Source organism: Pseudomonas sp. AK181, from assembly GCF_051122975.1.
GTDB lineage: Bacteria > Pseudomonadota > Gammaproteobacteria > Pseudomonadales > Pseudomonadaceae > Aquipseudomonas > Aquipseudomonas lactis.
The window spans coordinates 4,011,604-4,034,814 of the sequence record NZ_CP146348.1 but is presented as its reverse complement, the minus strand read 5'-3'; the positions used below and the strand labels follow the sequence as shown (position 1 = coordinate 4,034,814).

Below are 23,211 nucleotides of genomic sequence, written 5' to 3'. Positions count from 1 at the left end.
TCAATCATCTTCCGGGGGCACCCCCTCGAAATGACGCTTTGAGCCCGTCCCTTGCTGTGAGTGCAGGCATAGACTCGTCAACGCAATCGGTTAAAGTCATAAAAGTAACCAGCCGGCTTTGATCGTTCTACCAAAGGTACACTGGCACGCATGAACCAGGTACTTACAGGGGAGGAGGGGATGAAGGTATTTTTGGACTGCGAATTCACTCAGCTTAACCGCGACACGAAGTTGATTTCGCTGGCACTCGTGTCCGAGGCCGGCCACGAATTCTACGTCGAGCTCACAGATACCTACCAAGTGGCAGACTGCAGCGACTTCGTGATCCAGAACGTCCTGTCTCAGCTCAACCTCCCTGACCATGGGCAACCCCTGGTCGAAGCTCAAACCTCACTGCTCGCTTTCCTGAGCAACCTTGAAGGCCCGCTTGAGATTTGCTCGGACGCTCCGGACTGGGACTGGGATCTCTTCTGCCAATTGGCCTACGTAAATCATCGTTGGCCAGCTAACGTTGCCAATCGCGCGATCAACCTGATCCTGCTATTCAGACATCTCGAAGCGGATGATATCGGCAACGTGACGCTCCCGGAACTTCCCCATCACGCGCTGCTGGATGCTCGCCTCTTAGCCGACCTTTATCGTCGACTAACTGCCGGTTTAAATCGAGGCACTGAACATGGCTGATGATGATCTTCGTACGCGTGAGGCTGTCAGGCGCAAAGCACTCTGGACACTGTCGCACCTGATGCCAGGCGATCCGAAGGCTGCCGCGATTCTGGATGTTCTAGACGAAATTGACGACCAGGAACGGGTCGACTTAAAGCTGAGTCATCCAAGCCTCGATACCGATGCCGTCCGCAAAGCAGTCCAGATTGAGCGCCACCGTTCCAGTATCAACATTGTGGACGAGGCCAGTATTCCACAGCCGTGGCGTGAGCGTTTTCTACAAGCGAGCATCGGCTCGACGCGCCTGATCGATGGCCCATACGCCCATGATTGGGAAAAATTTCTGACTCAATGGCAGTCTGAAATGCTGCACTTGGATGCTCACATGTCTGCTAGCCGAGCGCATAAGCCATAAACATCTGGGGCACCTTCGATGGGCTTGAGGTTGATGGACTGATCGCCGACATCACGGGTCACCAGTTTCCCAAACGACCTGGCATCCATGTCGCCAGGGTAATGGGAGGTACAGGAACTGCGTGGGCAGCCAAGGATGCGTTTTCGATGCCGATGCGCTTTGTCAGGGCAGCGTACTGGTCGCGGATCAGCTTGTCGGCGCTGAAGAGCGCCTCCAGACGGGTCATCTCAGCACTGATCAATGCGAGCTGAACATTCTCAAGCGGGACGTCCTGGCCGCGCTGCTGGCTTTGCAGATTGAGATGACGCAAAATGGCCACTAATTAGCCACGCTCGCATAGCACATAGCTTTTCCGGCTGTGGGCTGTGCGAAATGAGCACGCCTGGCGTACGTGGAATGGCTTGCGCGGTGATGCTCACGTCTGCGGTTCCTCTGTCGACGATTTGTGCGAATGAACGGGTGTATTTGGTAAATGAAATGGATGTCAGCGTTACTGCTTTGCTTCATGTCGGCCTTTTGTTTGTCCTCTGTATACGGCGCTAATCTCGTCTCAGTTTTCGACCAAGAGCATGAAGTTTTCCACTGGCCACTTCCTCACGAGGGTGATGTCACCCTTCATCAATCAGGTGAATTCCAGATTGTGGCGGTGTACATCCCAAACGATACCTCCACTCTCTCCGTTCATAAAATCGAGAAAAAGGGAACCGCAGAATCCCTTTACGCCCCGTTGGTGAAGAAGAACACCTTGGTGATCGCGAGTGGCGGTTTCTTTGGTTTCAAGTTAAACGGGAAAGAGCAGCCACTGGGCCTGGTTCGCTCCAATGGTAAGCGCTTGGTTAACCTGATTCCGTGGGATCACGGCGGTGTGCTGGTGTCTGACCAGAACGGACACGCGAAAGTCATACCAGCGTCAAACAGAAACCAAGCTGGTGCCTGGTCAGACGCCCTTCAGTCCAAACCCATCATCATCAACAGCGGCAAAGTTGACGTCGCCAAAAATCTGCGCGACGCAGAGTTCAATCGAGTGGCGATTGGCTTCACCCGCGAGGGAGATATCCTTCTCGTGGGGACATTTCAAACTTTCGGGCAAGCTGCCACGTTGGTCGATTTTGCAGAGGTCTACAAAAGGATCGCTGAAGATCGTGGCCTGCAGATTCACCGAGCGTTGGCTATGGATGGAGGGGCGGGTGCTCAAATCACTCTTCCAACGCTCAAGCGCAGATTCGGCGATACCGGACGCTCATATTTCCCCAACGCGATGAGGATTGACTCGAAGCTGGGTGGGATCAACTAGCATGCAGTGGATAAAAAAGGCTTGGGCAGGCCTATCGAAGACTGCGAAGTGGCTTGTGTTGGGCGTGCCAACCGCTACGGCAGCTATAACGGCGGCTGTACCCGTAATCGAACAAACGTCGAGCCTATGGAAGAGGGCTGAGGCCCGAGTAGAGATCATCGCCCCAGAGTCCGTACATGTCGGGGACGAATTCCCCGTCGACGTGCGTGTAGATTCTGTAGGTTCGGCAAAATCTATACCTGCTGGCACTGTAGAAATTCGTACCGATCAGAAGTACATCAAATTCACCCCATCACCGACGTTGGGTGTTCCCGCGATTGACGGCTCGACCCTGGTACCTCTGACCACCAAGGTGAAGGCTCTCAAGGTGTCGGATGAGCCGGTGAGCCTCGTTGCTTACTATAGGTCTGGAGATGTCGAGGCGACTTCGGCGATTCGGAAGATCATGATCATCCCAGCGCTGGTGATGAATTATCCTCACTTCAATAAAAGCGACACGAACCGCGTGGATTTGTCCGGTGAGTGGAACATCGACTTTGGCGGCCAATCAGGAACGATGAATATCCGACAGGCAACCAACAGCAAGATATCCGGAACGTTCCGTTTGCCAGGGTACAAATGGAGTGCCGGTAGTGTTGAGGGCTACAAGGATGGTTCGACTTTCCGGGTCGTGTTTGTCCTCCCCAAATCCAAGCCTGAGCAGACGCTACGGGTCGCTGGTGACTTCAGGCCAAATCCGCAAAATGCCTACATTGAGATTGTCGGCTGCGCTTACCATCTCAAGAAGTCCGGGAAGAGACACGCCAGCGTTGGTGGAGAAGGAGTGGATTGCACCAAACAAGTTTTCTTTGACCAGTGGGAAGTGGTGCAGGTGGCGCATTTCAACGCCAGCGCAAAATTTGTACCTGAGTGAGTGATCGCCAGCTAACCCCTAGGCCGGCTTCATGACTCTGCAGCACCTAGCGTATGATCTTGATGCTACCTCTTAACCAGGTCTCTATACCGCTCTCGGGCATCAAGGATCTGATCTCTGAGCTCTTCGGGGTCAATGCGCATGCCACCGCGAGGCGTGACCTGAAGCGTCTTTAAGCGGTTCGCAGCCTTGATGAATTCCCGTTCCTCTGCCTGAACCCACTCTGGGCGCTTGTCTTTCCAAAATAGCCAACCCATTTGCCCGGCCTCGTCTTTGATCGGATGCCAGCAGTATGTGGGAGCTGGAGGCAATGTCCAAGCAAGGAAGTGACCTCGGCTAGTATGCAAGCGGAGCGCGCTGGCCAGGATGGTCGAAGAGCGTAAGGATGGAAGCCCGAAGGGCCGAGACCCAGCGTAGCGGGGCTCGGTTTACGACAGCCGCTCCCGAAGGGATACGCCCGACCGCCTTGATTAAAAGGTTACCGAATAGCTCGTTGATCAAATGACCGAGGCACTACTCCCTGCGCGCAAAGATCGTATGTTCTGCGCAATGCCACCTCGTCACCAGACGACACCCGGACATGGGTAAAGATCGTCGACAGAAAGCGTCTCCTTTCGCCGTTGCCGAGCTCAGACCAAATCCTCGGCTGTCCTTGCGCGTCTGGGACTGCAAGCCGGTCGAAGAAATACTCTTCAAGGCTGTGAAGCCGTTGCTGACCATCAACCAGAATCTCGCTGTTTTCGGCCAATGCCCTGCCAGCGATCTCTGGCTCGTACCAGTCATTCGTGAGGTAGCTCCCCAGATCCCCACCTGACCATACTGCTGAGATGAAGCGAGACTTCTGTCCGATGTTCCATTCCAGCCCGCGCGACCAGGTTGGCACGGGCATGCCCATAACGAATCGCGCTGCCCATGGACAATGCTCATGAGCGGAGGAGGGATCTACGAGATACTTTTCCCAGTGGCCCACTAAGACCTCGATGGGACAATGACTGACGGTCGTGGGCAGAAGACGCTGCGGCATATGGATGTGTAGGTCTGATGTTCCGCCGTCGGCGTAGCGTTTAAAAAAGGAAGTCATGGTTTTCCTGGGGCGTTCAGATAAGGCGAAGTGTTCGATTCAGTACGGGTGCATCGCCAAGCGTCGACCGTCTCGATGATCAATAGATCCCGTTCGATAGAAACGTGGATCTGGTCACTATCGACAAGCGCGTGCACATAGCCTTCGACGTAGGATGCTGCCTTATCGAATGCGGAAGGTGAGTCGGATGACTCAATGTAACTAATCAGTCGTTCCCAGGTTCTCCGCTGACGGTTGCCCAGGATCGTCTGGGGAAACGATATCGCTCCCCGCAGAATCTGAATGGATGAAGACATTGATTTCGTCAAGGCTGGTTTCTCACCGTGTACATACAATTGAAAACGGTGTGTTCTGGCGAAACTTGAGCTGGATAGAGGATTTTTGTGCAGATGCTGCAGAGACGCGAATGCCCCCTTCAGCAATAGAAGGCATTCGCGATATGTGTAAAGCGGAAAACGAAAAGATCATGCGTTCGATCATATATCACCGACCCTGACGCCTGAATCTGAAGTCTAGTGAACCAATGCGACGTTTGCTTTCAAAAAGCGCTTATCGTGATCTGCCGCTGGAAGGTGGGTGGAGTCGTACTGACCAAATAACCGATAGCGATTTACCGCGATTTTGTCGTAAATCCAATCTCGCATTGCTGCTGGTACAACACGTGCAGCCGTGAGCCAGCGCCACGGGGCATTTAGGCGACCTAAAATCTCGAACATCGCCTCAGAACGTAGGGATACCTTGTTGTTTGAGATGAGAACAATGGTGTTGAATTTGTCCTGCGGCAGTCCGGCCCACCTCAAAAGCTCTTGGCCCTCAGGCGACTGAACCGCAGCGAGCTGAATTCGGTGAGCCTTGTCATCGTGAATGATGAACCTAGCCCACCCGTTGCAGAGCTTGCATGTACCGTCGAAGAGAACTGCCGTGTCGCCCGATTGTAGGAACGGGGCAGGGGATTCGGCTTCCGTGGTCATTCAGTCTGCTGTTTCATTTACAGTTCCCTGCCTTTCGGTAACCTGCAGATTTAGCGGCGTATTCTGATTCGAAGGTTACCTGGTTCTTCGAGGACACCTTGTCGTAGCTTGGGCAACCTTCAGGTAGATGGTAAACATGGCTTTTACTATTGCCGATGATGCTACCAACTGATGTGGAGCGGGATACCGATGTCGGTTTTTGTGATTGCACCGACTTTGCCGTAAGGCCGATGGCTACTCCGTCGCCCACCGTCTTATAGCCCTGAGTCCAACGGCGTTCTTGAGTTACGAAAGGGTTGGCATGCCCCATGATCGCGGTGATACGTTTATTTCGCTCCTGTTCCCAGGAGGTAACTGGGAATTGCTTGTCCCATGCCATCAATAGCTGTTGCTGCTGGCGAGACATATTAAGGTTGTACCGGTCGAACATGTAGAACGTCGTCCTTGCTACCAGACCCTTCACTTCGTCTCGTGGTTCAGCTGCACGCTGTTCGAAATCGACTTTGGTTTTACACTGTCCATACTGTGGTGCGACCTGGGTAGCCATTCCATAATTGAAATTGCTGCGGTCGCCATTGACCTCTCCAACCGCAGGGTAGAGGTTGAACAGATCGGCTTCCATTGCCTTAAAAACAGGGTCGTCACTGACGCAGTGTTCGCGACCACCGCTCTGCCAGCATTGTCGCTGATGACCGAAAGTCCATGCTGGAACAATGTGTTCCCACTCAGTACGCTCCGCTCGGGTTTCTTGCTTGCGGGCTTGAAGCCCACAGGAGGCAGCGTCGATACGACCACCAGACTTCCCAACCCAAGTCCATTGGCAGCCGCAATACAGGTCGCCGTGGGTGCTATTAGCCTGATCTAGATAGATCTTCTGCTTTGCTATGACTTTGGCTTCGGAAAATGTAGCGGGGGGATTTGAAAGGGCAGGATTGATGGTGGAGAAGGACAGGGCTAATACGTAAAGCAGCTTTTTCATTATTGATCGAACTACAAATCAGGGCCGAACATTGTATACCCAAGCTTTCAAATTACACTGCCTGTCGTCCGTGCAAGTCCACACAAGGGGTTTGAAGTGGTCAATTTTATATTCCGGGGCGAGTCGAGGCGGGTTTGAAGTCGACACTCATACAACTCCAGGCATTCCCACCGTAGCTTTGAATAATTGTCTTGAACCTGTTTGCGTACCTATCGTGGTACGGAGCGATGCTCAAATCAGTAAGCAACGGCTGCGTCTGCCCTGCGCGCATCATGCGACGTCGCCCGGGCAGAGATGCGAACGGGCGATTTTGCACTCAGTCAAAGATTTTCAAATGCTCAGTGGAGCGTCCGATGAGTTGATGTCCCGCACTCAACGGATTCTCCAGCAGGGTAAGCTGAACTATGAATGTCACTATCAAACGATTCATTGAGACATGCGCCCATCGAAGTTTTCGCGTACATCAACGTAGAGTTCGCCGGCTTATGCCCAGTCATTGACTGAAGTTTCTCAATGGAAAATTCGCTGGTGCCTTGGGTAGGCCTAGCCTTCTGAGCGGGCAAGAATGCCTCAATTAGTTCGGCATTTACTGCCTGGCTAACAATACGATTATCAGAGTGGCCGTAATGCTCACGGTAGACGCTTAATTGCAAGAATGGCCAATCGGTAACCTGCGCCTGAAGTCGACCGAGATCGAAAAATTGAGTCCGACCACCACCAACCAGTTCAGAAGAAAGAGTCTTCATGCAGTGGGCTACCACGGTTGCTAGGGACGGATAGGCCGCGCCTTCAGCTGGCGTTGTTGATCTGACCTGACGGTAATCAGAATACCCTAAGCACTTGGCAAGCAGATTCTGCGCCTCGGAGATCTCGATAGCCTTTTCACCTGGCCAATCGCGCTTTAACGATTCTGCAATCCTAGTAAACCCGCTGCCGGGATTAAGATCTACGGGATAGATAGGAACGCGCATGTCTATTCTCCTGTCGTCTATGCGGAGTCGATTATCCACATTGAATTATCAGCTGTATTGAAGGTTGGGATAACGCGCCTAGGGCTTACCTATACGAGTCGTATGTTTGATCCAGACTGGCCGATTGATTTATATTGATATGACGAAAAAACGTTTGGGGCGCGTTCTTGCTCAAGATCGTCGGCGTTTCATGTGGTCACGCCATTCATATTATCGAGCAGAAATCGATCAATTGCGGCTGATGGGCGTGGTTGTGCTTATACGTTATTACCTAAACGCCATTCATCCCTGAAGTTATTCCGATGCGATGGAGGCCGCTTTGAGCAAGACGCTGCTATGCAGACCCTCCAGCTGTATTGATATGTTTATATGCTCTATAGGCTTGTAAACAACTATAGAGCTATTTCGGGTATCTTGGTGCTGCGGAATTATGACTATTGGCTTTTGATATTGTTGAGTGCCTTCATCATCTGACGAAGCTGCTTGCTCAATTCGCCATTGCGGATCTGAAGCTCGGCATTCTCAGCTTTCAGATATTCGATGGTGGTTATGAGGCTTCGGTGGCTATCAACCATCTGGTTGGATATGGCCTCCATGAGGGCCTCAGAAAGCCGAAGGTTGGTAAGGCGCTCAATCTCGGCTGTTTGAGAGCGAAGCTCACTCTGTATTACCTTCTTTGTGCGCTTTCTTCCTGAGGTGTATCTGGCCGCTGAGAGACTGCTCCACAGTTCTTCGAGCTCCGCATTCTTTTGTACTATCAGGTCGTGGATTTCAGGCTGCCGGCGTTTGTTCAGCAAGCTGTCGTGAACGCCGCTGTCCTTGGCGATGTTACGAGCCACAATCCTTCGGTCTTTGATGCCGAGATTGTCGCCGGCCTCCATCAATGTCTTGATATGTTCAAATGCCTTGCACACCTGGTGAAAAAGGTTTCGCTTCGTTGTCGAGTTAACCCATTCAGGTACTTCGGGTGCTGCTGCAACGTTGGAATACTGGCTAAGACTGAATTTCATGCCAGTACCTTTTCTTCCAGCCGGCGCTCAATTTTACGAACGACTTCACCGCTCATATTCCCGATTGCCTTGAGGGGGTGATTTTCTGCAATGAATTGATGCGAGATTGCCGTGCGCTCAAGCTCCTGCTTCTGCAGATTATTGTTCATGCTATGTGGGCAGCCCGCACAGACTTCTGGCGCGCTGCGCTGGTCGACGTTAGGGATGCCGGTTTTTGGGTCGTGGCATTTGGCGATATGTTGTTCATTACCACGTAAAGCGCAGTAGCCCCATTCAAACGCGGTAAACCGAACAAAGTCATTCGCCAATTCATTCAAGCGATTATCGAATTCGGCACCCGTGAGTACCGAAATCTCCGCCATTTCCTTATCAATGCGTTTTGCTGCCGGCCCATAGAAGCGGTCGTCCAGCTTGCCATTAGCAATCCGCCCCATTATCTCTTTGGCATAATCGCGTTCCATACTGATTCGAACGGATTCACTGAGCTTTTCTCGGGTATAGCGTCGGGTATGAAATGAGCCGTAAGAATGGCGAAAATGCTCACGAATCTTTTCCATGACATTGCCATCAAATCTGCGCAGGGCAAATTCAGCGAAGGTATGACGCGCTTGGTGGGGCGATACTTCACTATGAATTGCGCCGGCTTCAGGATATTTCTCTACCACATAGATCTGGTAGAACGCCTTAAACCACTTCCTCAAGCCGTTGGTTGTAAAACCTGCATCAGCGAGCCAGTGTTCATCGCTGAATTTGCCAATACCGCGCGCTACGAAGAAGCCCTCCGACCTATATGCGCGGTGCAGTAAAGGCAGGTCAAATTTGTCGGTATCAACTGCCGATAAGTTCTTCATAAGCGTTGCTGCTTCTGCGGCAAGCCCGTGCAGAGACCTGGGGTGAGCAAATCCTGATTCTGTTTTAGGATTCTCAGATGTGAACCACCAAGATCCATCTGGTTCTTGTTGGTAATCTTTAAGCCGCATTCCGTTGATTTCAACGATCCGAAACCCACTCAGTAGCGTGATAACAACCAGCGCGGCCTTTGTAAGCTCGGCGCAAAAGTCGCTGAGCTCTCCCTGCGTTTTCCAAGGTAAGGCCGCGTGATGCGCTTTGGTCGCTATATCAATGGCTGCTCCAAGTTTCGCGGCAGACGCTGCCCAGCCCCTTTCAAATCTGGACAATACATAATCTGGAGACTGCATTCGTCGATACAGCGCGAGTCGGTCTTTCTCACCAAACCAACTGGAAATTTTGGTTTTTTCATCTCGCCATTGCGTGAAAAAAATGGACGCGATTTTCGCCTCATCTGATTCTATTTGGGTAATAGCTTCCGCAAGCATCAACGAGGCGCAAGTCATGGGAATAGAGCCGTAACTCCCTCCCTTACTCCAGGTCGCGTAATCGACTTCAAGCTCATTGAGCAAAGGCTCCATTGTGCTTTTCTTGAACGGGCCGGTCATTCGATGAGTGACGCCGTCCACCAGCTTTCCGGAATGAAGCAAATTGTTCGTGCGATCAATGATTTTGCAAACCATAGTCATTGTAGAGACACCAAGAATCATGCCTCCGACCCCATTGTTCTCCTTCTTAACCATGAGGGTACGAAGCATCATTTGTATCTCGAGTCTTGAAAGGGACTGGAGAGGCCGATTTGGGAAATTTACTTCCCAATACTCACAAATCTCGCGTAGGTACGCAATTTCTTGTCGGGCGCTTGAAAGACTGCTTACAACAATGCGGCCTTTATCGTCTGCATAACCTCGGGAAATATCGCCCGCCATGAAGTACATTTGCGCATATAGCCTTTTCTGCATGGAGCATTTCCACACGAAGCTGACGGTATAAAATAGGCCAGTCTGTGGATCTTGGATTTGAAATAATTTATCTCCAAATTTATTCTGTTTTTCAGGATCTTCTGTCGCCATGGTGATTAGCGGAGAAGTCAGGGTTTTACCCTCAGTATTATGCATCGCTGATTTACCTGATGACCGGAGTAGGGAAGGTGTACTTCTTCAGCATCTCCGTTCCCTCCGAGATGGTTTTGATGTCAAATTTTTCAAGAGCTTCTTCCGTGTATGCAGCCTGCATCGCGATTGAAAAAGCTTTTAACTCATCCTCAACGGAGAGATTCTTCATCTGGGTAATGCATTCATCTCGGTAACCCATAAGCAATGCGGCAGTAATGGCATTCGTAATGATGAATGTCTTGCTATCTTTTTCAAGCTGTCCAAAAGGCGAAATCGTATAGCCGGCACGTTGAGCAGAAAGCAACAGTGCGTCAAACTCTTCCATTTCGCTGGTGTCGTCTTTTTCTAGCGCCCAACCAAGCATTACTTTTAGATCTGTGACGCTAATCAGGGCTTCGTCGCGAATAGCTGCTTGTACCTTGCGCGCATCTTCTACCATAAGGTGTCCGACGTTCGTTGCGAACAATGCTCTTTTATTCAGGCGATATTTAGTCTCGCTGGAATTCAAATATACAACCTGTTTTACTCCAGGGGAGTGGGCGGTCGCATCGGCGCCGACAACTTCTTGGGAATATTTTTCAAACGCCTCGTTTTCCGGATTGCCACCATCAGTGTCAAGGATTGCACGCGATTGAGCGATTGCAGTGATACTGATTGTCTGCCGCTTAGCAGGGGTAGGATTCTCACCGGTGATACCCAGCGCAGCATTTTCATGTCGCCGCTTTTTATTGTCCCAGATAGGGCGGTTGTTCATGGCAACACGGCGTACGATATCCGCGAAAGTCTCTATCTCAGAATCTTCTTTGTATAAGCACTGATATTGTAGCGTTTGTGGGAAAGCGGCCATTACTAAGGGTCTATACAGCACGCTGTCGACGCCCTGAAGGTTGCCTGTCACTGGCAGATCGAACATAAAATCGCCAGTTTCGGGGAAGCGCCTATAGAAGCTGGTCTTCAATTCGTCAAATACAGCATAAGCATGATATTGCATAGACTTTGAGTAATGCATCGGTACGTCGCGAATTGACTGTTCGCTCCGATTCTTGGTGTAAATAGGCGAGGCGACACTTGGGGTAATTCTCAAATCCCCTTGTCGCATATCCGTGACGCCAGATAGTTGTACTCTATCCGTGGCTAGCAGCCATGCAAATGCAACCTCTTCGCAGGGCGTATGCTTTATAAGATACAGATAGTCGATGTTATTGAAATGCAACTTGTGAGCGTTATTCTCGGGGTATATGTCCAACGACCCGGTTACACGAAGGCCCGATTTGATCAGACGATTCGCCTCCTCAATTGTCAGAGCCGAGTTGTTTTCGATTTGATCGTAGCTGAATTCTGTACGATTATGGAGAAGTCGCTCCTTCAGGCGGAGGTTGCCGCTTTCCAAAATTGCACCAGCAATAGCTTTATAGACAGTGCTGCGGGTTGTCTTGGTGGTGCTGTATCTAAGTTTTTCGTAATCGCCATCACATTCATTAAGCATAATGGCAAGTTGGCGCATGACATTTTCATCGCCGAGCAACTCCAGACGCTGCTCATTCATCTCGTGGAGAAAACGGCAGCAAAAATGAATCGTCGATCTCACAATCTTCAATTCATCTTTTTCAGGCTGATTAGTAATCTGACCTAAGCTTGGAGTTGCTTGACCGGCGCGGTTTGAAACAGATGGTATATAAACAATAGCTTCACGCACAGCTGCAGCCGCGTCGGCTAAGGCTGGATTGCCATATGCATGGTCTAGGAAATTATCGAAGGCTGTGCGATAAATTGACATGTATACGCAGATGGTATTCAACTGAGATTTTTTCACCGTACGCAAATGGTGTCCCAGATCCTGCATGACTGCCGCAGGTAATACTTTAGCATGTGGATACTCGGTTACTGCCCATTCCGCAAGGATATTAAATCTCAAAATCCTATGGTATGCGTCTGTGAGCGAGTTACTTTTACATTCGCCGCTGTTGAAATAATGAAGTTGAGCACGAAAAATAGGACAGGCATGGAACTGCTCTGGTATTTCGATGCGACGGTGCTCAACTTTTTTGCCCTTTGCCACTTGCATTGCAACGATGGCAAAAGTGTCCGATGGACTGAAGTTGAAAATTGGGTTAGGGGCTAGCGAAGACAAAGTCGCAGGAGTTTCGGTTGCGGCTTCAGAAGTATCAGTCAGCGAGGTCATCGTTTAGCGCTTGCCTTATTTTTTCACGACGGTGAAGTTTACCATCGAAAACCACATAGTCTTTAGTAGTTGCCTCATCTTCGTGTCCCATTTGTTCTGGAACATACTGCCAAGGGTCGTACCCGTGTTTGTAGCAGAAGTCAACGAGATTGGTCGCGAATGTGTGTCTCAGCGCATGGAAGGTCAACTTGAGAAAGTTGGGTTTGGTCACAAAGTGTAGGTGCGGGTCTTTGGCGTGAAGTTCGGATATCACGCTCTCGATTTTTGTGCTAGCTAAGATTCTTGCTGACTTGAAAGTATTAGAGGCGTGTCCTTCGAATAATGAAGCGCCATTCCTCCTGCAAATCAACGATCCATTCGCAATATTATCCGTCCTGCGTCGGCCCTCCATGAAGGCCTTGATCTTTTTGAGAGCTTTAGGAGGGCAGTCAACCTGCCGGAGCTTATCTCCCTTCCCGATGATAGGCAGTGTTATGGTCTTATCACCGCTCTGCTCAGCCAGAGCAATGCGTCTCCTCAAATCAGCCGTGTGCAGATTTCGAGGATCGGTGACTTCTGCACAGCGAAGTCCACAATAGTATCCGAGGTGAAGAACCAGCTCGTCCCGCTCCTTTTCGAAAGGGGATTTGGCTTTGATGTTGCCCAGCAGACTGCTGAGGATGTCTTTCTGGATGTACTTACTGAAGAGGTCAAAGTTGACTTTTTTCTTGCCGTCCCCTTGAACCTTCTGCTCCGTCGAAAGGTACAGGTAGGTGAAGGATGCCGGAGCATCGAGCATCCCAATCTGCCAGGCGTATGCATAGAATGCTTTGATGGTGGAAATGTGGCGCTCGATTGTCTTGTCAGTGCACGATTTGGTCGTTTTCAAGTGGCTGTACAGATAGCCTGACATGTCGAGATCTGTGAGGCGTCTCCAATCTTGCTCATGAGCGCGCAGGGCTTCGAAGAAGCTTCGAAGGTCATATGCACAGGAGCGGATGGAGTTGGGTAGCTGCCCATCTTGGGCTAGGTGTATTAGGTAAAGACTTGGGGCTGGGACGATGCTCTCTTCTGTGATCGGCCCATCCTCGAGAACGGCATAGGTATTGAGGGGGCCGCCTGACCAAGCGATGTCTTTCACAAATTTTATCTTCATCGCATCGCACCCCTAGCACCGAAGCATGAGTTGCTTCATAAAGCTAAGCTAATCAGCAGGTTATGGTGCTGTCAACGTGCCTAAAAGAGCGTGTCAACGTTTCCTTAAAAACGGTTCTCTCTCGGATAAACTTCGCCGATGCTCGGCACCAGGTTATGCAGGTCTGCCTCGGCGCGCTTGAACACCTCATCATGGCGCGTGCAGTTTTTTCGCCCTCCGTTTTGCCAGCATTGGCGCAGATGCCCGATTTGCCAGGCCGGCACGATGTGTTCCCACTCAATGCGCGCGGCGCGGTTGGCGTTTTTACGCGGTATGTAACCGCAGGCTTTCAGGTTCACCCGGTTACCGGTGTATTTGCAGCCGCAATAGAATTCAGTGGATTGCGGCGCGTAGAGCTTCCAGGCGATTTTCTTGGCTTCGCTGAAGGTTCGAGGGGCCTGGGCGTTGGCGGTGACGGTAAAAAACAGACAGCACACAGCAATAAAACGGGCACTCATTGAATCAATCTTCCTTCGGCACAACCCAGAAAATCTGCACGCCACCGTCATCTCGATAGGCGAGGGTGACGTTGTCGTTTTCCGCAATCTCTTCCAGTAAACGTTGCCAATCGTTCTCCGGCTCATCGGGTAAACGGAAGATCAACGCGGCCTTGGCTTTCTGCGCGTTGGTCGAGTTGATGATTTTTTGCACGCGGATAGCCAGGCGCTGGTAGGCGTCAGGCGAGGTAGGTGCTGCGGAAGAGGGCTTTGCCACAGGGTGTTCCTTAATTAGCTGTACGCACATACAGTATTTAACTGTAGGCAATTTCGCAACTGCTTAAATTTCAAGAAGTTCGTCTGACAGCGAATCAGGAAGTTTGTTGATGGGGGCAAAGGAACTGTAGGAGCGAGCTTGCTCGCGAAAAACGTGATAGCGCCGCAGTGACTCAGGCTTTGCGCGTTATCGTTAGCGTTCTTCGCGAGCAAGCTCGCTCCTACGGGTGAATCAGCAGGGATCAATACTCCCAGAAGATCCGTTGCAGTTCCTTGCTGTCCTGGGTCTTGGTCAGGGCGACCATCGCCAGGATGCGGGCTTTCTGCGGGTTCAGGTCAAGGGCGGCGACCCAGTCGTATTTGTCGTCTGGCTGTTCGGCGTTACGCAGAACCATGCCACCGGCGTTGACGTGGGAGGAGCGAATGATCTGTACGCCTTGTTTACGCAGTTCCACCAGCGCTGGAACGACCTTGGACGATACCGAGCCATTGCCGGTACCGGCGTGAATGATCGCTTTGGCACCCGCTTGGGCCAGTGCTTTGTAGGCGGTGTCGCTCACGTTGCCGTAGCCGTAGGCAATTTCAACGTCAGGCAGGCTTTTGATGGTCTTGATGTCGAACTCAGAATCCATGGTGTGACGCTTGGCCGGCAGGCGGAACCAGTAGGATTTGCCTTCAACGACCATGCCCATTGGGCCCCATGGGCTCTTGAAGGCTTCGGTTTTGATATTGATCATCTTGCTGACGTCGCGACCCGATTGAATCTCGTCGTTCATGGTCACCAGCACGCCTTTGCCGCGGGCTTCCTTGCTACCTGCGACTGCAACCGCGTTGTACAGGTTGAGCATGCCGTCTGCCGACATCGCGGTGCCTGGGCGCATGGAGCCGACCACCACGATAGGCTTGTCGGTTTTTTCTACCAGGTTCAGGAAGTAGGCGGTTTCTTCAAGGGTGTCGGTGCCGTGGGTGATCACGATGCCATCCACGTCCTTGTTGTCAGCCAGTTCGGCAACGCGGCGACCCAGTTGCAGCAGGTTCTCGTTGTTGATGCTTTCCGACGCAATTTGCATCACTTGTTCGCCGCGAACATTGGCGATCTGGCTAAGCTCAGGAACGCCGGCGATCAGTTGTTCGATGCCGACTTTGGCCGCCTGGTAGGTGGCACTGTTGGCCGCACTGGCGCCGGCGCCAGCGATGGTACCGCCGGTGGCGAGGATGACTACGTTGGACAGTTTGGTCTTGCTTTCAACTTCCTTTGCCTGGGCGGCAACGGGGAATAGCAGCAGAAGGGCCAGGGCGCCCGGAATAACGTTCTTCAATGCAGATTTCATTATTTTTCTCTCTGGTTTTTGATGAGTGCTGTAGCAGGTTCATCTAGAACACCCGGGCGGTTCTGAACGCCGCGAGGTGCTGAGAAAGAGCAGGATTTGTACCAGGCTGAGCATGTTGGTATTTTTAAATTAACTTATTGATTTAAAACAACTTAAAGTGAGGTTTCGGTTTGATGGGGCGGGGCGCTGTCCGGCTTTCCGAACGAGAAGGGCTGTGATGTTCGGTTGTCCGAAAGCGTTCACGATTTGTCCGGGCACCCTGTGGGATCATTCGCCACACAGCCTGTCGTTTCAGAGAACGGTGAGAGAGGGCGAGTTTGCTTAAACGTATCAGCGGTCAGTAACTGAAGAATAAGCTTGGAGGGCGCCCATGAAAGGCTTGCTGCTACCGTTGACAAATCTCGACAAGGTTCTCATAGTTTGCTCAACGCAAACGTTTGCGAGATGTTTCACTGCGCCCTTGGCACATCGTGACAGCTCGTATCAGCCGCCCAGGTGGGAGGGCTGCCGAAGGGCTCTTCGGTGCAAGCGTTGCTTACAATAATCATAAGATCGGAGTGAACCCATGAAGCTGCCATTTGCTGGACGTCTTCTTGCTGTTGCTGTGCTTGCTGCCGCATCCGCCGCTTTGCCTCTCTCTTCTGCATTTGCCGATGACGCTGCCAAAACGCCTACCGTGGGTTTGGTGATGAAGTCCCTTGCCAATGAGTTTTTTGTCACCATGACCGACGGTGCGAAGGACTACCAGAAAGCGCACCCAACAGAATTCAAGTTGATCTCCAACGGCATCAAGAACGAAACCGATACTAGCGCTCAGATCGCCATCGTCAACGAAATGATCAACGCCAAGGTCGATGCGCTTGTCATCGCTCCCGCCGACTCCAAGGCACTCGCCAGTGTGCTGAAGAAAGCTTCCGATGCCGGTATCAAAGTCGTCAACATCGACAACCGCCTGGACCCGGGAGTACTCAAAAGCAAAAAACTCGATATCCCGTTCGTAGGCCCGGATAACCGCAAAGGCTCCAAGCTGGTGGGCGACTACCTGGCCAAGCAACTGGCCGCCGGTGACAAGGTCGGCATCATCGAGGGCGTACCCACGACCACCAATGCCCAGCAGCGCACCGCAGGCTTCAAGGATGCGATGGACGCGGCAGGCATGAAGATTGTTTCCACCCAATCCGGTAACTGGGAAATCGACCAAGGCAACAAGATCGCCGCAGCGATGCTGAGCGAAACGCCAGATATCAAGGCGCTGCTGGCCGGTAACGACAACATGGCCCTGGGCGCTGTCTCCGCCGTGCGTGCGGCAGGCAAGGCCGGTAAGGTGTTAGTCGTAGGCTACGACAACATTGATGCGATCAAGCCAATGCTTAAGGACGGCCGCGTGTTGGCCACCGCTGACCAGGCGGCCGCTCAGCAAGCCGTATTCGGTATCCAGAACGCGCTGAAGCTGGTCAAGGGCGAGAAGGTCGATGCCAAAGATGGCGTGATCGAAACCCCGGTCGAACTCGTCATCAAGCAGTAATCCTGGCAGTACCCAACAGCGCCCGCTCGTCCTGGGCGGGCGCCTGGAGATTTTCCTATGTCATCTTCCGCCCCGAACGCTGTCCTCTCGGTCAGCGGTATCGGTAAGACCTATGCCCAACCGGTTCTGTCCGACATCACCCTGACGCTTAATCGCGGGGAAGTGCTGGCGCTGACCGGTGAAAACGGCGCAGGCAAAAGTACCTTGTCGAAGATCATCGGCGGCCTGGTCACGCCCACCACCGGGCACATGCAATTCAATGGTCAGGATTACGCCCCCGCCAGCCGCACCCAGGCCGAAGCCTTGGGCGTGCGCATGGTCATGCAGGAGCTCAACCTGCTGCCGACGCTGACCGTGGCTGAAAACCTGTTCCTGGATAACCTGCCAAGCCGCTGTGGCTGGATCAGCCGCAAACAACTGCGCAAGGCCGCGATCGAAGCCATGGCCCAAGTCGGCCTGGACGCGATCGACCCGGACACGCTGGTGGGCAGCCTGGGCATTGGTCACCAACAGATGGTCGAGATCGCCCGTAACCTGATCGGCGACTGCCATGTGCTGATCCTCGACGAGCCCACGGCGATGCTCACTGCTCGTGAAGTCGAGATGCTGTTCGAACAAATCACCCGCCTGCAGGCCCGAGGCGTGGCGATCATTTATATTTCGCACCGGCTCGAAGAGTTGGCCCGTGTCGCCCAGCGCATTGCGGTATTGCGCGACGGCAAGCTGGTTTGCGTCGAGCCGATGGCCAATTACAACAGTGAGCAGTTGGTGACCTTGATGGTCGGTCGCGAACTGGGCGAACACATTGACTTGGGCCCGCGCACCATCGGTGGCCCGGCCTTGACGGTGACGGGCCTGACCCGTTCGGACAAGGTTCGCGATGTGTCCTTTGAAGTGCGCGCCGGTGAGATCTATGGCATTTCCGGCCTGATTGGCGCCGGCCGCACCGAATTGCTGCGCCTGATCTTCGGCGCCGACCCGGCCGACAGCGGTACCGTGGCCTTGGGTTCGCCGGCCAAGGTGGTGAGCATTCGCTCGCCGGTGGACGCAGTCGGTCATGGTATTGCCCTGATCACCGAAGACCGCAAGGGCGAGGGCCTGCTGCTGACTCAGTCCATCAGCGCCAACATCGCCTTGGGCAACATGCCGGAAATTTCCGGCGGTGGCGTCGTCAACAGCCGCAACGAAACGGCTCTGGCCAAGCGCCAGATCGATGCGATGCGTATCCGCAGTTCCAGCCCCACGCAACTGGTGTCCGAGCTGTCGGGTGGTAACCAGCAAAAGGTGGTGATCGGCCGCTGGCTGGAGCGTGATTGCGCGGTGATGTTGTTCGATGAGCCCACCCGCGGCATCGACGTCGGTGCCAAGTTCGACATCTATGCCTTGCTCGGTGAACTGACCCGCCAGGGCAAAGCGCTGGTGGTGGTGTCCAGTGACCTGCGTGAGCTGATGCTGATCTGTGACCGCATCGGCGTCTTGTCTGCCGGGCGCCTGATCGAGACCTTCGAGCGTGACAGCTGGACCCAGGACGAATTGCTCGCCGCCGCCTTTGCCGGCTATCAGAAACGTGATGCGCTGCTCAACGAAGCAGCGCCTAGGAATACCCCATGAAAACAAGCATTTCCCCCGGTAAAACTGGCGGCAACTTCTATGGCCTGGGTACCTACCTGGGGCTGGCGGGTGCGTTGCTGGCGATGATTGCGCTGTTCTCGGTGCTCAGCGATCACTTCCTTTCCTATGACACCTTCAGCACCCTGGCCAACCAGATTCCAGACCTGATGGTGCTGGCGGTGGGCATGACCTTCATCCTGATCATTGGCGGCATCGACCTGTCCGTGGGCTCGGTACTGGCATTGGCGGCCTCGGCGGTCAGCGTGGCGATCCTGGGTTGGGGCTGGAGCGTGTTGCCCGCCGCTCTGTTGGGCATGGGCTGCGCGGCGTTGGCCGGTACTATCACCGGTTCCATCACGGTGGCCTGGCGCATTCCGTCATTTATCGTGTCCCTTGGCGTGCTGGAGATGGCTCGCGGCGTGGCCTACCAGATGACGGGCTCGCGCACCGCTTATATCGGTGACTCGTTTGCCTGGCTGTCCAACCCGATTGCCTTCGGTATTTCCCCGTCGTTTATCATCGCGCTGTTGGTGATCATCGCGGCCCAGTTGGTACTGACCCGTACGGTCTTCGGTCGTTACCTGATCGGCATCGGCACCAACGAAGAAGCGGTGCGCCTGGCGGGCATCAATCCCAAGCCTTACAAGATCCTGGTGTTCAGCCTGATGGGGCTGTTGGCCGGTGTGGCGGCGTTGTTTCAGATTTCGCGTCTGGAAGCGGCGGACCCGAATGCCGGTTCGGGCCTGGAGCTGCAAGTGATCGCCGCCGTGGTGATCGGCGGCACCAGCCTGATGGGCGGGCGTGGTTCGGTCATCAGCACGTTCTTCGGCGTGTTGATCATTTCGGTCTTGGCGGCCGGGCTGGCGCAGATCGGCGCGACGGAGCCGACTAAACGCATCATTACCGGTGCTGTGATCGTGATCGCCGTGGTCCTCGACACTTACCGCAGCCAGCGCGCCAGTCGGCGGGGCTGAACCATGGCAACGATCAAGGATGTGGCAGCGCTTGCAGGTATTTCCTACACCACCGTGTCCCACGTGGTGAACAAGACGCGCCCGGTCAGCGAGCCGGTACGCATCAAGGTCGAGGCGGCGATCAAGCAGTTGGACTACGTGCCCAGTGCCGTCGCACGCTCGCTCAAAGCCAAGACCACGGCGACCATCGGCCTGCTGGTGCCCAACAGCCTCAACCCGTATTTTGCCGAACTGGCCCGGGGTATCGAAGATTACTGCGAGCGTAATGGCTATTGCGTGATCCTTTGCAACTCGGATGACGACGCAGAGAAACAGCGCAGTTACTTACGCGTGTTGCTGGAAAAACGCGTCGACGGCTTGATCGTGACCTCCGTGGGCGGCGATGACAGTGGCCTTGCCGCGGGCTTGAGTGCAGTGCGCACGCCCATGGTGATTGTCGACCGGGCGCTGGATGGGATTGATGTGGACCTGGTGCGCATCGATCACGAGGAGGGCGCTTACCTGGCGACCCGGCACTTGTTGGAATTGGGGCACCGGGACATCGCCTGTATCGGTGGCCCGGGGCATACCCGCGTGGCGCAGATGCGCCTGGCGGGTTACCAGCGTGCATTGCGCGAGGCGGGTATCGAGGTGTTGGCCAGTCGTACCCTGGAAAGCGATTTCACCAGCACGGGCGGGTATGCCGCAGCCGTACAGTTATTATCGCAACACCCGCCCAGCGCGATTTTCGCCAGCAACGATATGATTGGGTTTGGCGTGCTGCGCGCCGCCGCCGAGCGCAATGTGCGGGTGCCGGGCGAGCTGTCGGTCATCGGTTTCGATGACATTCAGATGGGGCGCTACGTCTACCCGGCGCTGACAACGGTCGGCCAGTCGATCCTGCAATTGGGTGAGACGGCAGCCGAATTATTACTGCAACGAATAGCAACACCCCAACTGCCGATCGATCAACGTATCGTGACGCCCAGTATTGTTTTGCGTGAGTCGACCGCGCCATTGGCTGATGTGTTCGCCCAATACCGCTGAACCGAATTGATGAGTACTGATGTATGCCAGCAAAAGTAGTGGTAATAGGCAGCTTGAACATGGACCTGGTCACCCGCGCCAGCCGCTTGCCGCGTGCCGGTGAAACCCTGATCGGCCAGACGTTCTCCACTGTACCCGGTGGCAAGGGCGCCAACCAGGCCGTCGCCTCGGCGCGCCTGGGGGCGAGTGTCGCAATGGTGGGGTGCATCGGTACCGACGCCTACGGCAGCCAATTGCGCGATGCGCTGCTGGTCGAAGGCATCGATTGCCAGGCAGTCAGCACGGTGGAGGGCTCCAGCGGTGTGGCGCTGATCGTGGTCGATGACAGCAGCCAGAACGCCATTGTCATTGTGGCCGGCAGCAACGGTGAGCTGACGCCCGCGTCGCTGCGAACGTGTGACGCTGTGCTGCAGGCGGCAGACGTGATCATCTGTCAGCTTGAGGTGCCGATGGACACCGTCGGTCATGCGCTCAAGCGGGGTCGCGAGCTGGGTAAGACGGTCATCCTCAACCCGGCCCCGGCAAGCGGACCGTTGCCCGCAGATTGGTATGCCTCGATCGATTATCTGATCCCCAATGAAAGCGAGGCCAGCGCTCTGAGCGGCGTGACAGTCGACTCACTGGACAGCGCCAAGGTCGCCGCGACCGCGCTGATCAAGGCGGGTGCCGGTAAGGTCATCATCACCCTGGGCGCTCAGGGTGCGCTGTTTGCCGACGGCAAGAGCTTTGAGCACCTGGTGGCCCCGAAGGTCAAGGCGGTGGATACCACCGCTGCTGGCGATACCTTTGTTGGTGGCTTTGCCGCCGCGCTGGCCGCGGGCCAGAGTGAAGCCGAAGCGATCCGTTTTGGCCAGGTGGCGGCGGCGTTGTCGGTGACCCGTGCTGGCGCTCAGCCTTCCATTCCTACGCTGCACGACGTACAAGGTTTTGTGCCCGCATGAAAAAGACACCTTTGCTGAATATCGCCCTGTCGCGTGTGATCGCGTCCCTGGGCCACGGTGACATCCTGGTCATCGGCGATGCCGGCCTGCCGGTACCTCCCGGCGTCGAATTGATCGACCTGGCACTGACCCAGGGCATCCCGGACTTCATCAGCACCTTGCGCATCGTGCTGAGCGAAATGCAGGTGGAAAGCCATGTTCTGGCAGAAGAGATCCTGCTGAAGCAACCGCCCGCGCTGACCGCGCTAAATGCGCTTACAGAGCAGGCTTCACTGGGTGAGCGCCGCCTGCTCAGCCATGACCAATTCAAGCAATTGAGCCGCAATGCCCGCGCCGTGGTGCGCACTGGCGAGTGCCAGCCGTACTGCAATATCGCGCTGGTGTCCGGCGTAACGTTCTAGCGTCCCCCCCTATGACAAGGAGTGCTTTATGCAACGTGGTCTACCTACCCTGAAAAACCTGTTCCGGAGTGTTCTGCTTTTGTCCGCGCTCACTGCTGCAAGCGCCCAAGCGGCGGAAAAAATCGACCTGATCATCGACACCGACCCGGGTGCCGACGATGTGGTGGCCTTGCTGTTCGCCATGGCTTCGCCGGAGGAACTGAGCATTCGTGCGCTGACCACCGTGGCCGGTAATGTGCGCCTGGACAAAACCTCGCGCAACGCGCGCCTGGCGCGTGAGTGGGCAGGGCGCGAGGACATCCCGGTGTACGCCGGTGCGCCAGCGCCGCTGCTGCGCAAACCGATCTACGCCGAGAATATCCATGGCAAGGAGGGTATCTCCGGCGTCACAGTGCATGAACCGAAAAAAGGCCTGGCCGAAGGCAATGCGGTCGACTACCTGATCAAAACCCTGAGCAGCGCCAAGCCGCACAGCATCACCATCGCCATGCTCGGCCCGCAGACCAACCTGGCACTGGCACTGACCCAGGCGCCCGAAATCACCCAGGGCATCAAGGAAGTGGTGGTGATGGGCGGCGCGCACTTCAACGGCGGCAATATCACCCCAGTGGCTGAGTTCAACCTGTTCGCCGATCCGGTGGCGGCGGAGATCGTGCTCAAAAGCGGTGTGAAATTGACTTACCTGCCGTTGGACGTGACCCATAAAGTCCTCACCAGCGACGCCCGCCTGAAGAAGATTGCGGACCTGAACAACAACGCGAGCAAGGTGGTCAGCAGTATTCTGAATGAGTACGTCAAAGGCGATATGGAGCACTACGGCATTCCCGGTGGCCCGGTCCACGACGCTACCGTGGTGGCGTACCTGCTCAAACCTTCGCTGTTCAGCGGTCGTGAGGCCAATGTGGTGGTCGACAGCCGCGAAGGCCCGACCTTCGGCCAGACCATCGTCGATTGGTACGACGGCCTCAAGCAGCCCAAGAATGTGTTCTGGGTTGAGAATGGCGACGCCCAGGGCTTCTTCGATCTGCTGACCGAGCGCCTGGCACGTCTGAAGTAAGGTGTTTTACCG

General features: G+C 54.3%; 22 protein-coding genes and 1 pseudogene. 11 read left to right on the top strand and 12 right to left on the bottom strand.

Annotated features, from left to right (window positions below):
• Positions 1 to 150: 150 nt before the first annotated feature.
• Positions 151 to 684 carry a 3'-5' exoribonuclease gene (locus tag V8689_RS18290; protein ID WP_150072891.1) on the top strand — a complete coding sequence of 178 codons (534 nt, stop codon included), beginning with the start codon at positions 151 to 153 and terminating at the stop codon, positions 682 to 684.
• On the top strand, positions 677 to 1,081 hold the full coding sequence (locus V8689_RS18285; protein ID WP_056787054.1) for a hypothetical protein: 405 nt from the start codon (positions 677 to 679) through the stop codon (positions 1,079 to 1,081). Before V8689_RS18290 ends, V8689_RS18285 begins: the two co-directional genes overlap by 8 nt.
• A 58-nt stretch (positions 1,082 to 1,139) precedes the next feature.
• Here V8689_RS18285 and V8689_RS18280 read toward each other — a convergent pair whose 3' ends face one another.
• Positions 1,140 to 1,400, bottom strand: a complete 261-nt coding sequence (locus V8689_RS18280; RefSeq protein WP_150072892.1) for a hypothetical protein — start codon at positions 1,398 to 1,400, stop codon at positions 1,140 to 1,142.
• Positions 1,401 to 1,553: 153 nt separating this feature from the next.
• Here V8689_RS18280 and V8689_RS18275 point away from each other — a divergent pair, with 153 nt between their 5' ends.
• Entirely contained in the window at positions 1,554 to 2,375 is an 822-nt protein-coding gene (locus tag V8689_RS18275; RefSeq protein WP_056787059.1) for a phosphodiester glycosidase family protein, read from the top strand.
• A 1-nt stretch (position 2,376) separates the two neighbouring features.
• Positions 2,377 to 3,288 (top strand): hypothetical protein, encoded by a 912-nt coding sequence (locus V8689_RS18270; RefSeq protein ID WP_056787061.1) that lies wholly within the window; start codon positions 2,377 to 2,379, stop codon positions 3,286 to 3,288.
• A 478-nt stretch (positions 3,289 to 3,766) separates the two neighbouring features.
• Here V8689_RS18270 and V8689_RS18265 read toward each other — a convergent pair whose 3' ends face one another.
• The 11 genes and pseudogenes from V8689_RS18265 to V8689_RS18215 form a co-directional block, all read right to left on the bottom strand.
• Positions 3,767 to 4,369: a DUF262 domain-containing protein gene (locus V8689_RS18265; protein ID WP_056787065.1), complete on the bottom strand. Its 603-nt coding sequence runs from the start codon at positions 4,367 to 4,369 to the stop codon at positions 3,767 to 3,769.
• A gap of 512 nt (positions 4,370 to 4,881) precedes the next feature.
• Complete coding sequence (locus V8689_RS18260; RefSeq protein WP_056787067.1) at positions 4,882 to 5,340, bottom strand: thiol-disulfide oxidoreductase DCC family protein; 459 nt, start codon at positions 5,338 to 5,340, stop codon at positions 4,882 to 4,884.
• 13 nt (positions 5,341 to 5,353) lie between these two features.
• Positions 5,354 to 6,319, bottom strand: a complete 966-nt coding sequence (locus tag V8689_RS18255; RefSeq protein ID WP_434520578.1) for an endonuclease — start codon at positions 6,317 to 6,319, stop codon at positions 5,354 to 5,356.
• Positions 6,320 to 6,657: 338 nt separating this feature from the next.
• On the bottom strand, positions 6,658 to 7,290 hold the full coding sequence (locus tag V8689_RS18250) for a hypothetical protein (RefSeq protein WP_056787071.1): 633 nt from the start codon (positions 7,288 to 7,290) through the stop codon (positions 6,658 to 6,660).
• 434 nt (positions 7,291 to 7,724) lie between these two features.
• Positions 7,725 to 8,300 (bottom strand): hypothetical protein, encoded by a 576-nt coding sequence (locus V8689_RS18245; protein ID WP_056787073.1) that lies wholly within the window; start codon positions 8,298 to 8,300, stop codon positions 7,725 to 7,727.
• Positions 8,297 to 10,267: a tyrosine-type recombinase/integrase gene (locus tag V8689_RS18240; protein ID WP_056787076.1), complete on the bottom strand. Its 1,971-nt coding sequence runs from the start codon at positions 10,265 to 10,267 to the stop codon at positions 8,297 to 8,299. The genes V8689_RS18245 and V8689_RS18240 overlap by 4 nt, the downstream gene beginning before the upstream one ends.
• A 7-nt stretch (positions 10,268 to 10,274) precedes the next feature.
• Complete coding sequence (locus V8689_RS18235) at positions 10,275 to 12,446, bottom strand: hypothetical protein (RefSeq protein ID WP_150072893.1); 2,172 nt, start codon at positions 12,444 to 12,446, stop codon at positions 10,275 to 10,277.
• The gene (locus tag V8689_RS18230) at positions 12,430 to 13,581 is read right to left on the bottom strand and encodes a tyrosine-type recombinase/integrase (RefSeq protein WP_060765723.1); all 1,152 of its coding nucleotides are present in this window, start codon (positions 13,579 to 13,581) and stop codon (positions 12,430 to 12,432) included. Before V8689_RS18230 ends, V8689_RS18235 begins: the two co-directional genes overlap by 17 nt.
• Before the next feature lie 107 nt (positions 13,582 to 13,688).
• Positions 13,689 to 14,078 (bottom strand): annotated as a pseudogene (locus tag V8689_RS18225) (endonuclease); the annotation flags it as partial.
• A gap of 4 nt (positions 14,079 to 14,082) precedes the next feature.
• Complete coding sequence (locus V8689_RS18220) at positions 14,083 to 14,334, bottom strand: DUF1654 domain-containing protein (RefSeq protein ID WP_081089312.1); 252 nt, start codon at positions 14,332 to 14,334, stop codon at positions 14,083 to 14,085.
• A 241-nt stretch (positions 14,335 to 14,575) separates the two neighbouring features.
• Positions 14,576 to 15,664 carry an asparaginase gene (locus V8689_RS18215; protein ID WP_032896200.1) on the bottom strand — a complete coding sequence of 363 codons (1,089 nt, stop codon included), beginning with the start codon at positions 15,662 to 15,664 and terminating at the stop codon, positions 14,576 to 14,578.
• A 565-nt stretch (positions 15,665 to 16,229) separates the two neighbouring features.
• Between V8689_RS18215 and V8689_RS18210 the strand changes: the two genes are divergently transcribed.
• Genes V8689_RS18210 through V8689_RS18180 form a run of 7 tightly spaced genes read left to right on the top strand, consistent with a single transcriptional unit; the run spans position 16,230 to position 23,199 of the window.
• On the top strand, positions 16,230 to 17,189 hold the full coding sequence (locus V8689_RS18210) for a sugar ABC transporter substrate-binding protein (RefSeq protein WP_056787089.1): 960 nt from the start codon (positions 16,230 to 16,232) through the stop codon (positions 17,187 to 17,189).
• A 57-nt stretch (positions 17,190 to 17,246) separates the two neighbouring features.
• A complete protein-coding gene (locus V8689_RS18205) occupies positions 17,247 to 18,800 on the top strand; it encodes a sugar ABC transporter ATP-binding protein (RefSeq protein ID WP_032896204.1) in 1,554 nt (517 codons plus the stop codon).
• Positions 18,797 to 19,774, top strand: a complete 978-nt coding sequence (locus tag V8689_RS18200; protein ID WP_003192502.1) for an ABC transporter permease — start codon at positions 18,797 to 18,799, stop codon at positions 19,772 to 19,774. Before V8689_RS18205 ends, V8689_RS18200 begins: the two co-directional genes overlap by 4 nt.
• Before the next feature lie 3 nt (positions 19,775 to 19,777).
• Positions 19,778 to 20,800, top strand: a complete 1,023-nt coding sequence (locus V8689_RS18195; protein ID WP_003192500.1) for a LacI family DNA-binding transcriptional regulator — start codon at positions 19,778 to 19,780, stop codon at positions 20,798 to 20,800.
• A gap of 23 nt (positions 20,801 to 20,823) precedes the next feature.
• Entirely contained in the window at positions 20,824 to 21,741 is a 918-nt protein-coding gene (gene rbsK / locus V8689_RS18190) for a ribokinase (protein WP_056787092.1), read from the top strand.
• On the top strand, positions 21,738 to 22,142 hold the full coding sequence (gene rbsD, locus V8689_RS18185) for a D-ribose pyranase (protein ID WP_056787094.1): 405 nt from the start codon (positions 21,738 to 21,740) through the stop codon (positions 22,140 to 22,142). Before rbsK ends, rbsD begins: the two co-directional genes overlap by 4 nt.
• Before the next feature lie 28 nt (positions 22,143 to 22,170).
• Positions 22,171 to 23,199, top strand: a complete 1,029-nt coding sequence (locus tag V8689_RS18180) for a nucleoside hydrolase (protein ID WP_056787097.1) — start codon at positions 22,171 to 22,173, stop codon at positions 23,197 to 23,199.
• Positions 23,200 to 23,211: the final 12 nt, after the last annotated feature.

Excerpts from the sequence above, each read along its gene's own strand:
- V8689_RS18210 (WP_056787089.1), top strand. The coding sequence starts at position 16,230 with ATGAAGCTGCCATTTGCTGGACGTCTTCTTGCTGTTGCTGTGCTTGCT.
- V8689_RS18240 (WP_056787076.1), bottom strand. The coding sequence starts at position 10,267 with ATGCATAATACTGAGGGTAAAACCCTGACTTCTCCGCTAATCACCATG.
- V8689_RS18230 (WP_060765723.1), bottom strand. The coding sequence starts at position 13,581 with ATGAAGATAAAATTTGTGAAAGACATCGCTTGGTCAGGCGGCCCCCTC.
- V8689_RS18270 (WP_056787061.1), top strand. The coding sequence starts at position 2,377 with ATGCAGTGGATAAAAAAGGCTTGGGCAGGCCTATCGAAGACTGCGAAG.
- V8689_RS18205 (WP_032896204.1), top strand. The coding sequence starts at position 17,247 with ATGTCATCTTCCGCCCCGAACGCTGTCCTCTCGGTCAGCGGTATCGGT.
- V8689_RS18195 (WP_003192500.1), top strand. The coding sequence starts at position 19,778 with ATGGCAACGATCAAGGATGTGGCAGCGCTTGCAGGTATTTCCTACACC.
- V8689_RS18265 (WP_056787065.1), bottom strand. The coding sequence starts at position 4,369 with ATGACTTCCTTTTTTAAACGCTACGCCGACGGCGGAACATCAGACCTA.
- V8689_RS18235 (WP_150072893.1), bottom strand. The coding sequence starts at position 12,446 with ATGACCTCGCTGACTGATACTTCTGAAGCCGCAACCGAAACTCCTGCG.
- V8689_RS18250 (WP_056787071.1), bottom strand. The coding sequence starts at position 7,290 with ATGCGCGTTCCTATCTATCCCGTAGATCTTAATCCCGGCAGCGGGTTT.
- V8689_RS18180 (WP_056787097.1), top strand. The coding sequence starts at position 22,171 with ATGCAACGTGGTCTACCTACCCTGAAAAACCTGTTCCGGAGTGTTCTG.
- V8689_RS18255 (WP_434520578.1), bottom strand. The coding sequence starts at position 6,319 with ATGAAAAAGCTGCTTTACGTATTAGCCCTGTCCTTCTCCACCATCAAT.
- V8689_RS18275 (WP_056787059.1), top strand. The coding sequence starts at position 1,554 with ATGAAATGGATGTCAGCGTTACTGCTTTGCTTCATGTCGGCCTTTTGT.
- V8689_RS18260 (WP_056787067.1), bottom strand. The coding sequence starts at position 5,340 with ATGACCACGGAAGCCGAATCCCCTGCCCCGTTCCTACAATCGGGCGAC.
- V8689_RS18200 (WP_003192502.1), top strand. The coding sequence starts at position 18,797 with ATGAAAACAAGCATTTCCCCCGGTAAAACTGGCGGCAACTTCTATGGC.
- V8689_RS18290 (WP_150072891.1), top strand. The coding sequence starts at position 151 with ATGAACCAGGTACTTACAGGGGAGGAGGGGATGAAGGTATTTTTGGAC.
- rbsD (WP_056787094.1), top strand. The coding sequence starts at position 21,738 with ATGAAAAAGACACCTTTGCTGAATATCGCCCTGTCGCGTGTGATCGCG.
- V8689_RS18285 (WP_056787054.1), top strand. The coding sequence starts at position 677 with ATGGCTGATGATGATCTTCGTACGCGTGAGGCTGTCAGGCGCAAAGCA.
- V8689_RS18245 (WP_056787073.1), bottom strand. The coding sequence starts at position 8,300 with ATGAAATTCAGTCTTAGCCAGTATTCCAACGTTGCAGCAGCACCCGAA.
- V8689_RS18215 (WP_032896200.1), bottom strand. The coding sequence starts at position 15,664 with ATGAAATCTGCATTGAAGAACGTTATTCCGGGCGCCCTGGCCCTTCTG.
- rbsK (WP_056787092.1), top strand. The coding sequence starts at position 20,824 with ATGCCAGCAAAAGTAGTGGTAATAGGCAGCTTGAACATGGACCTGGTC.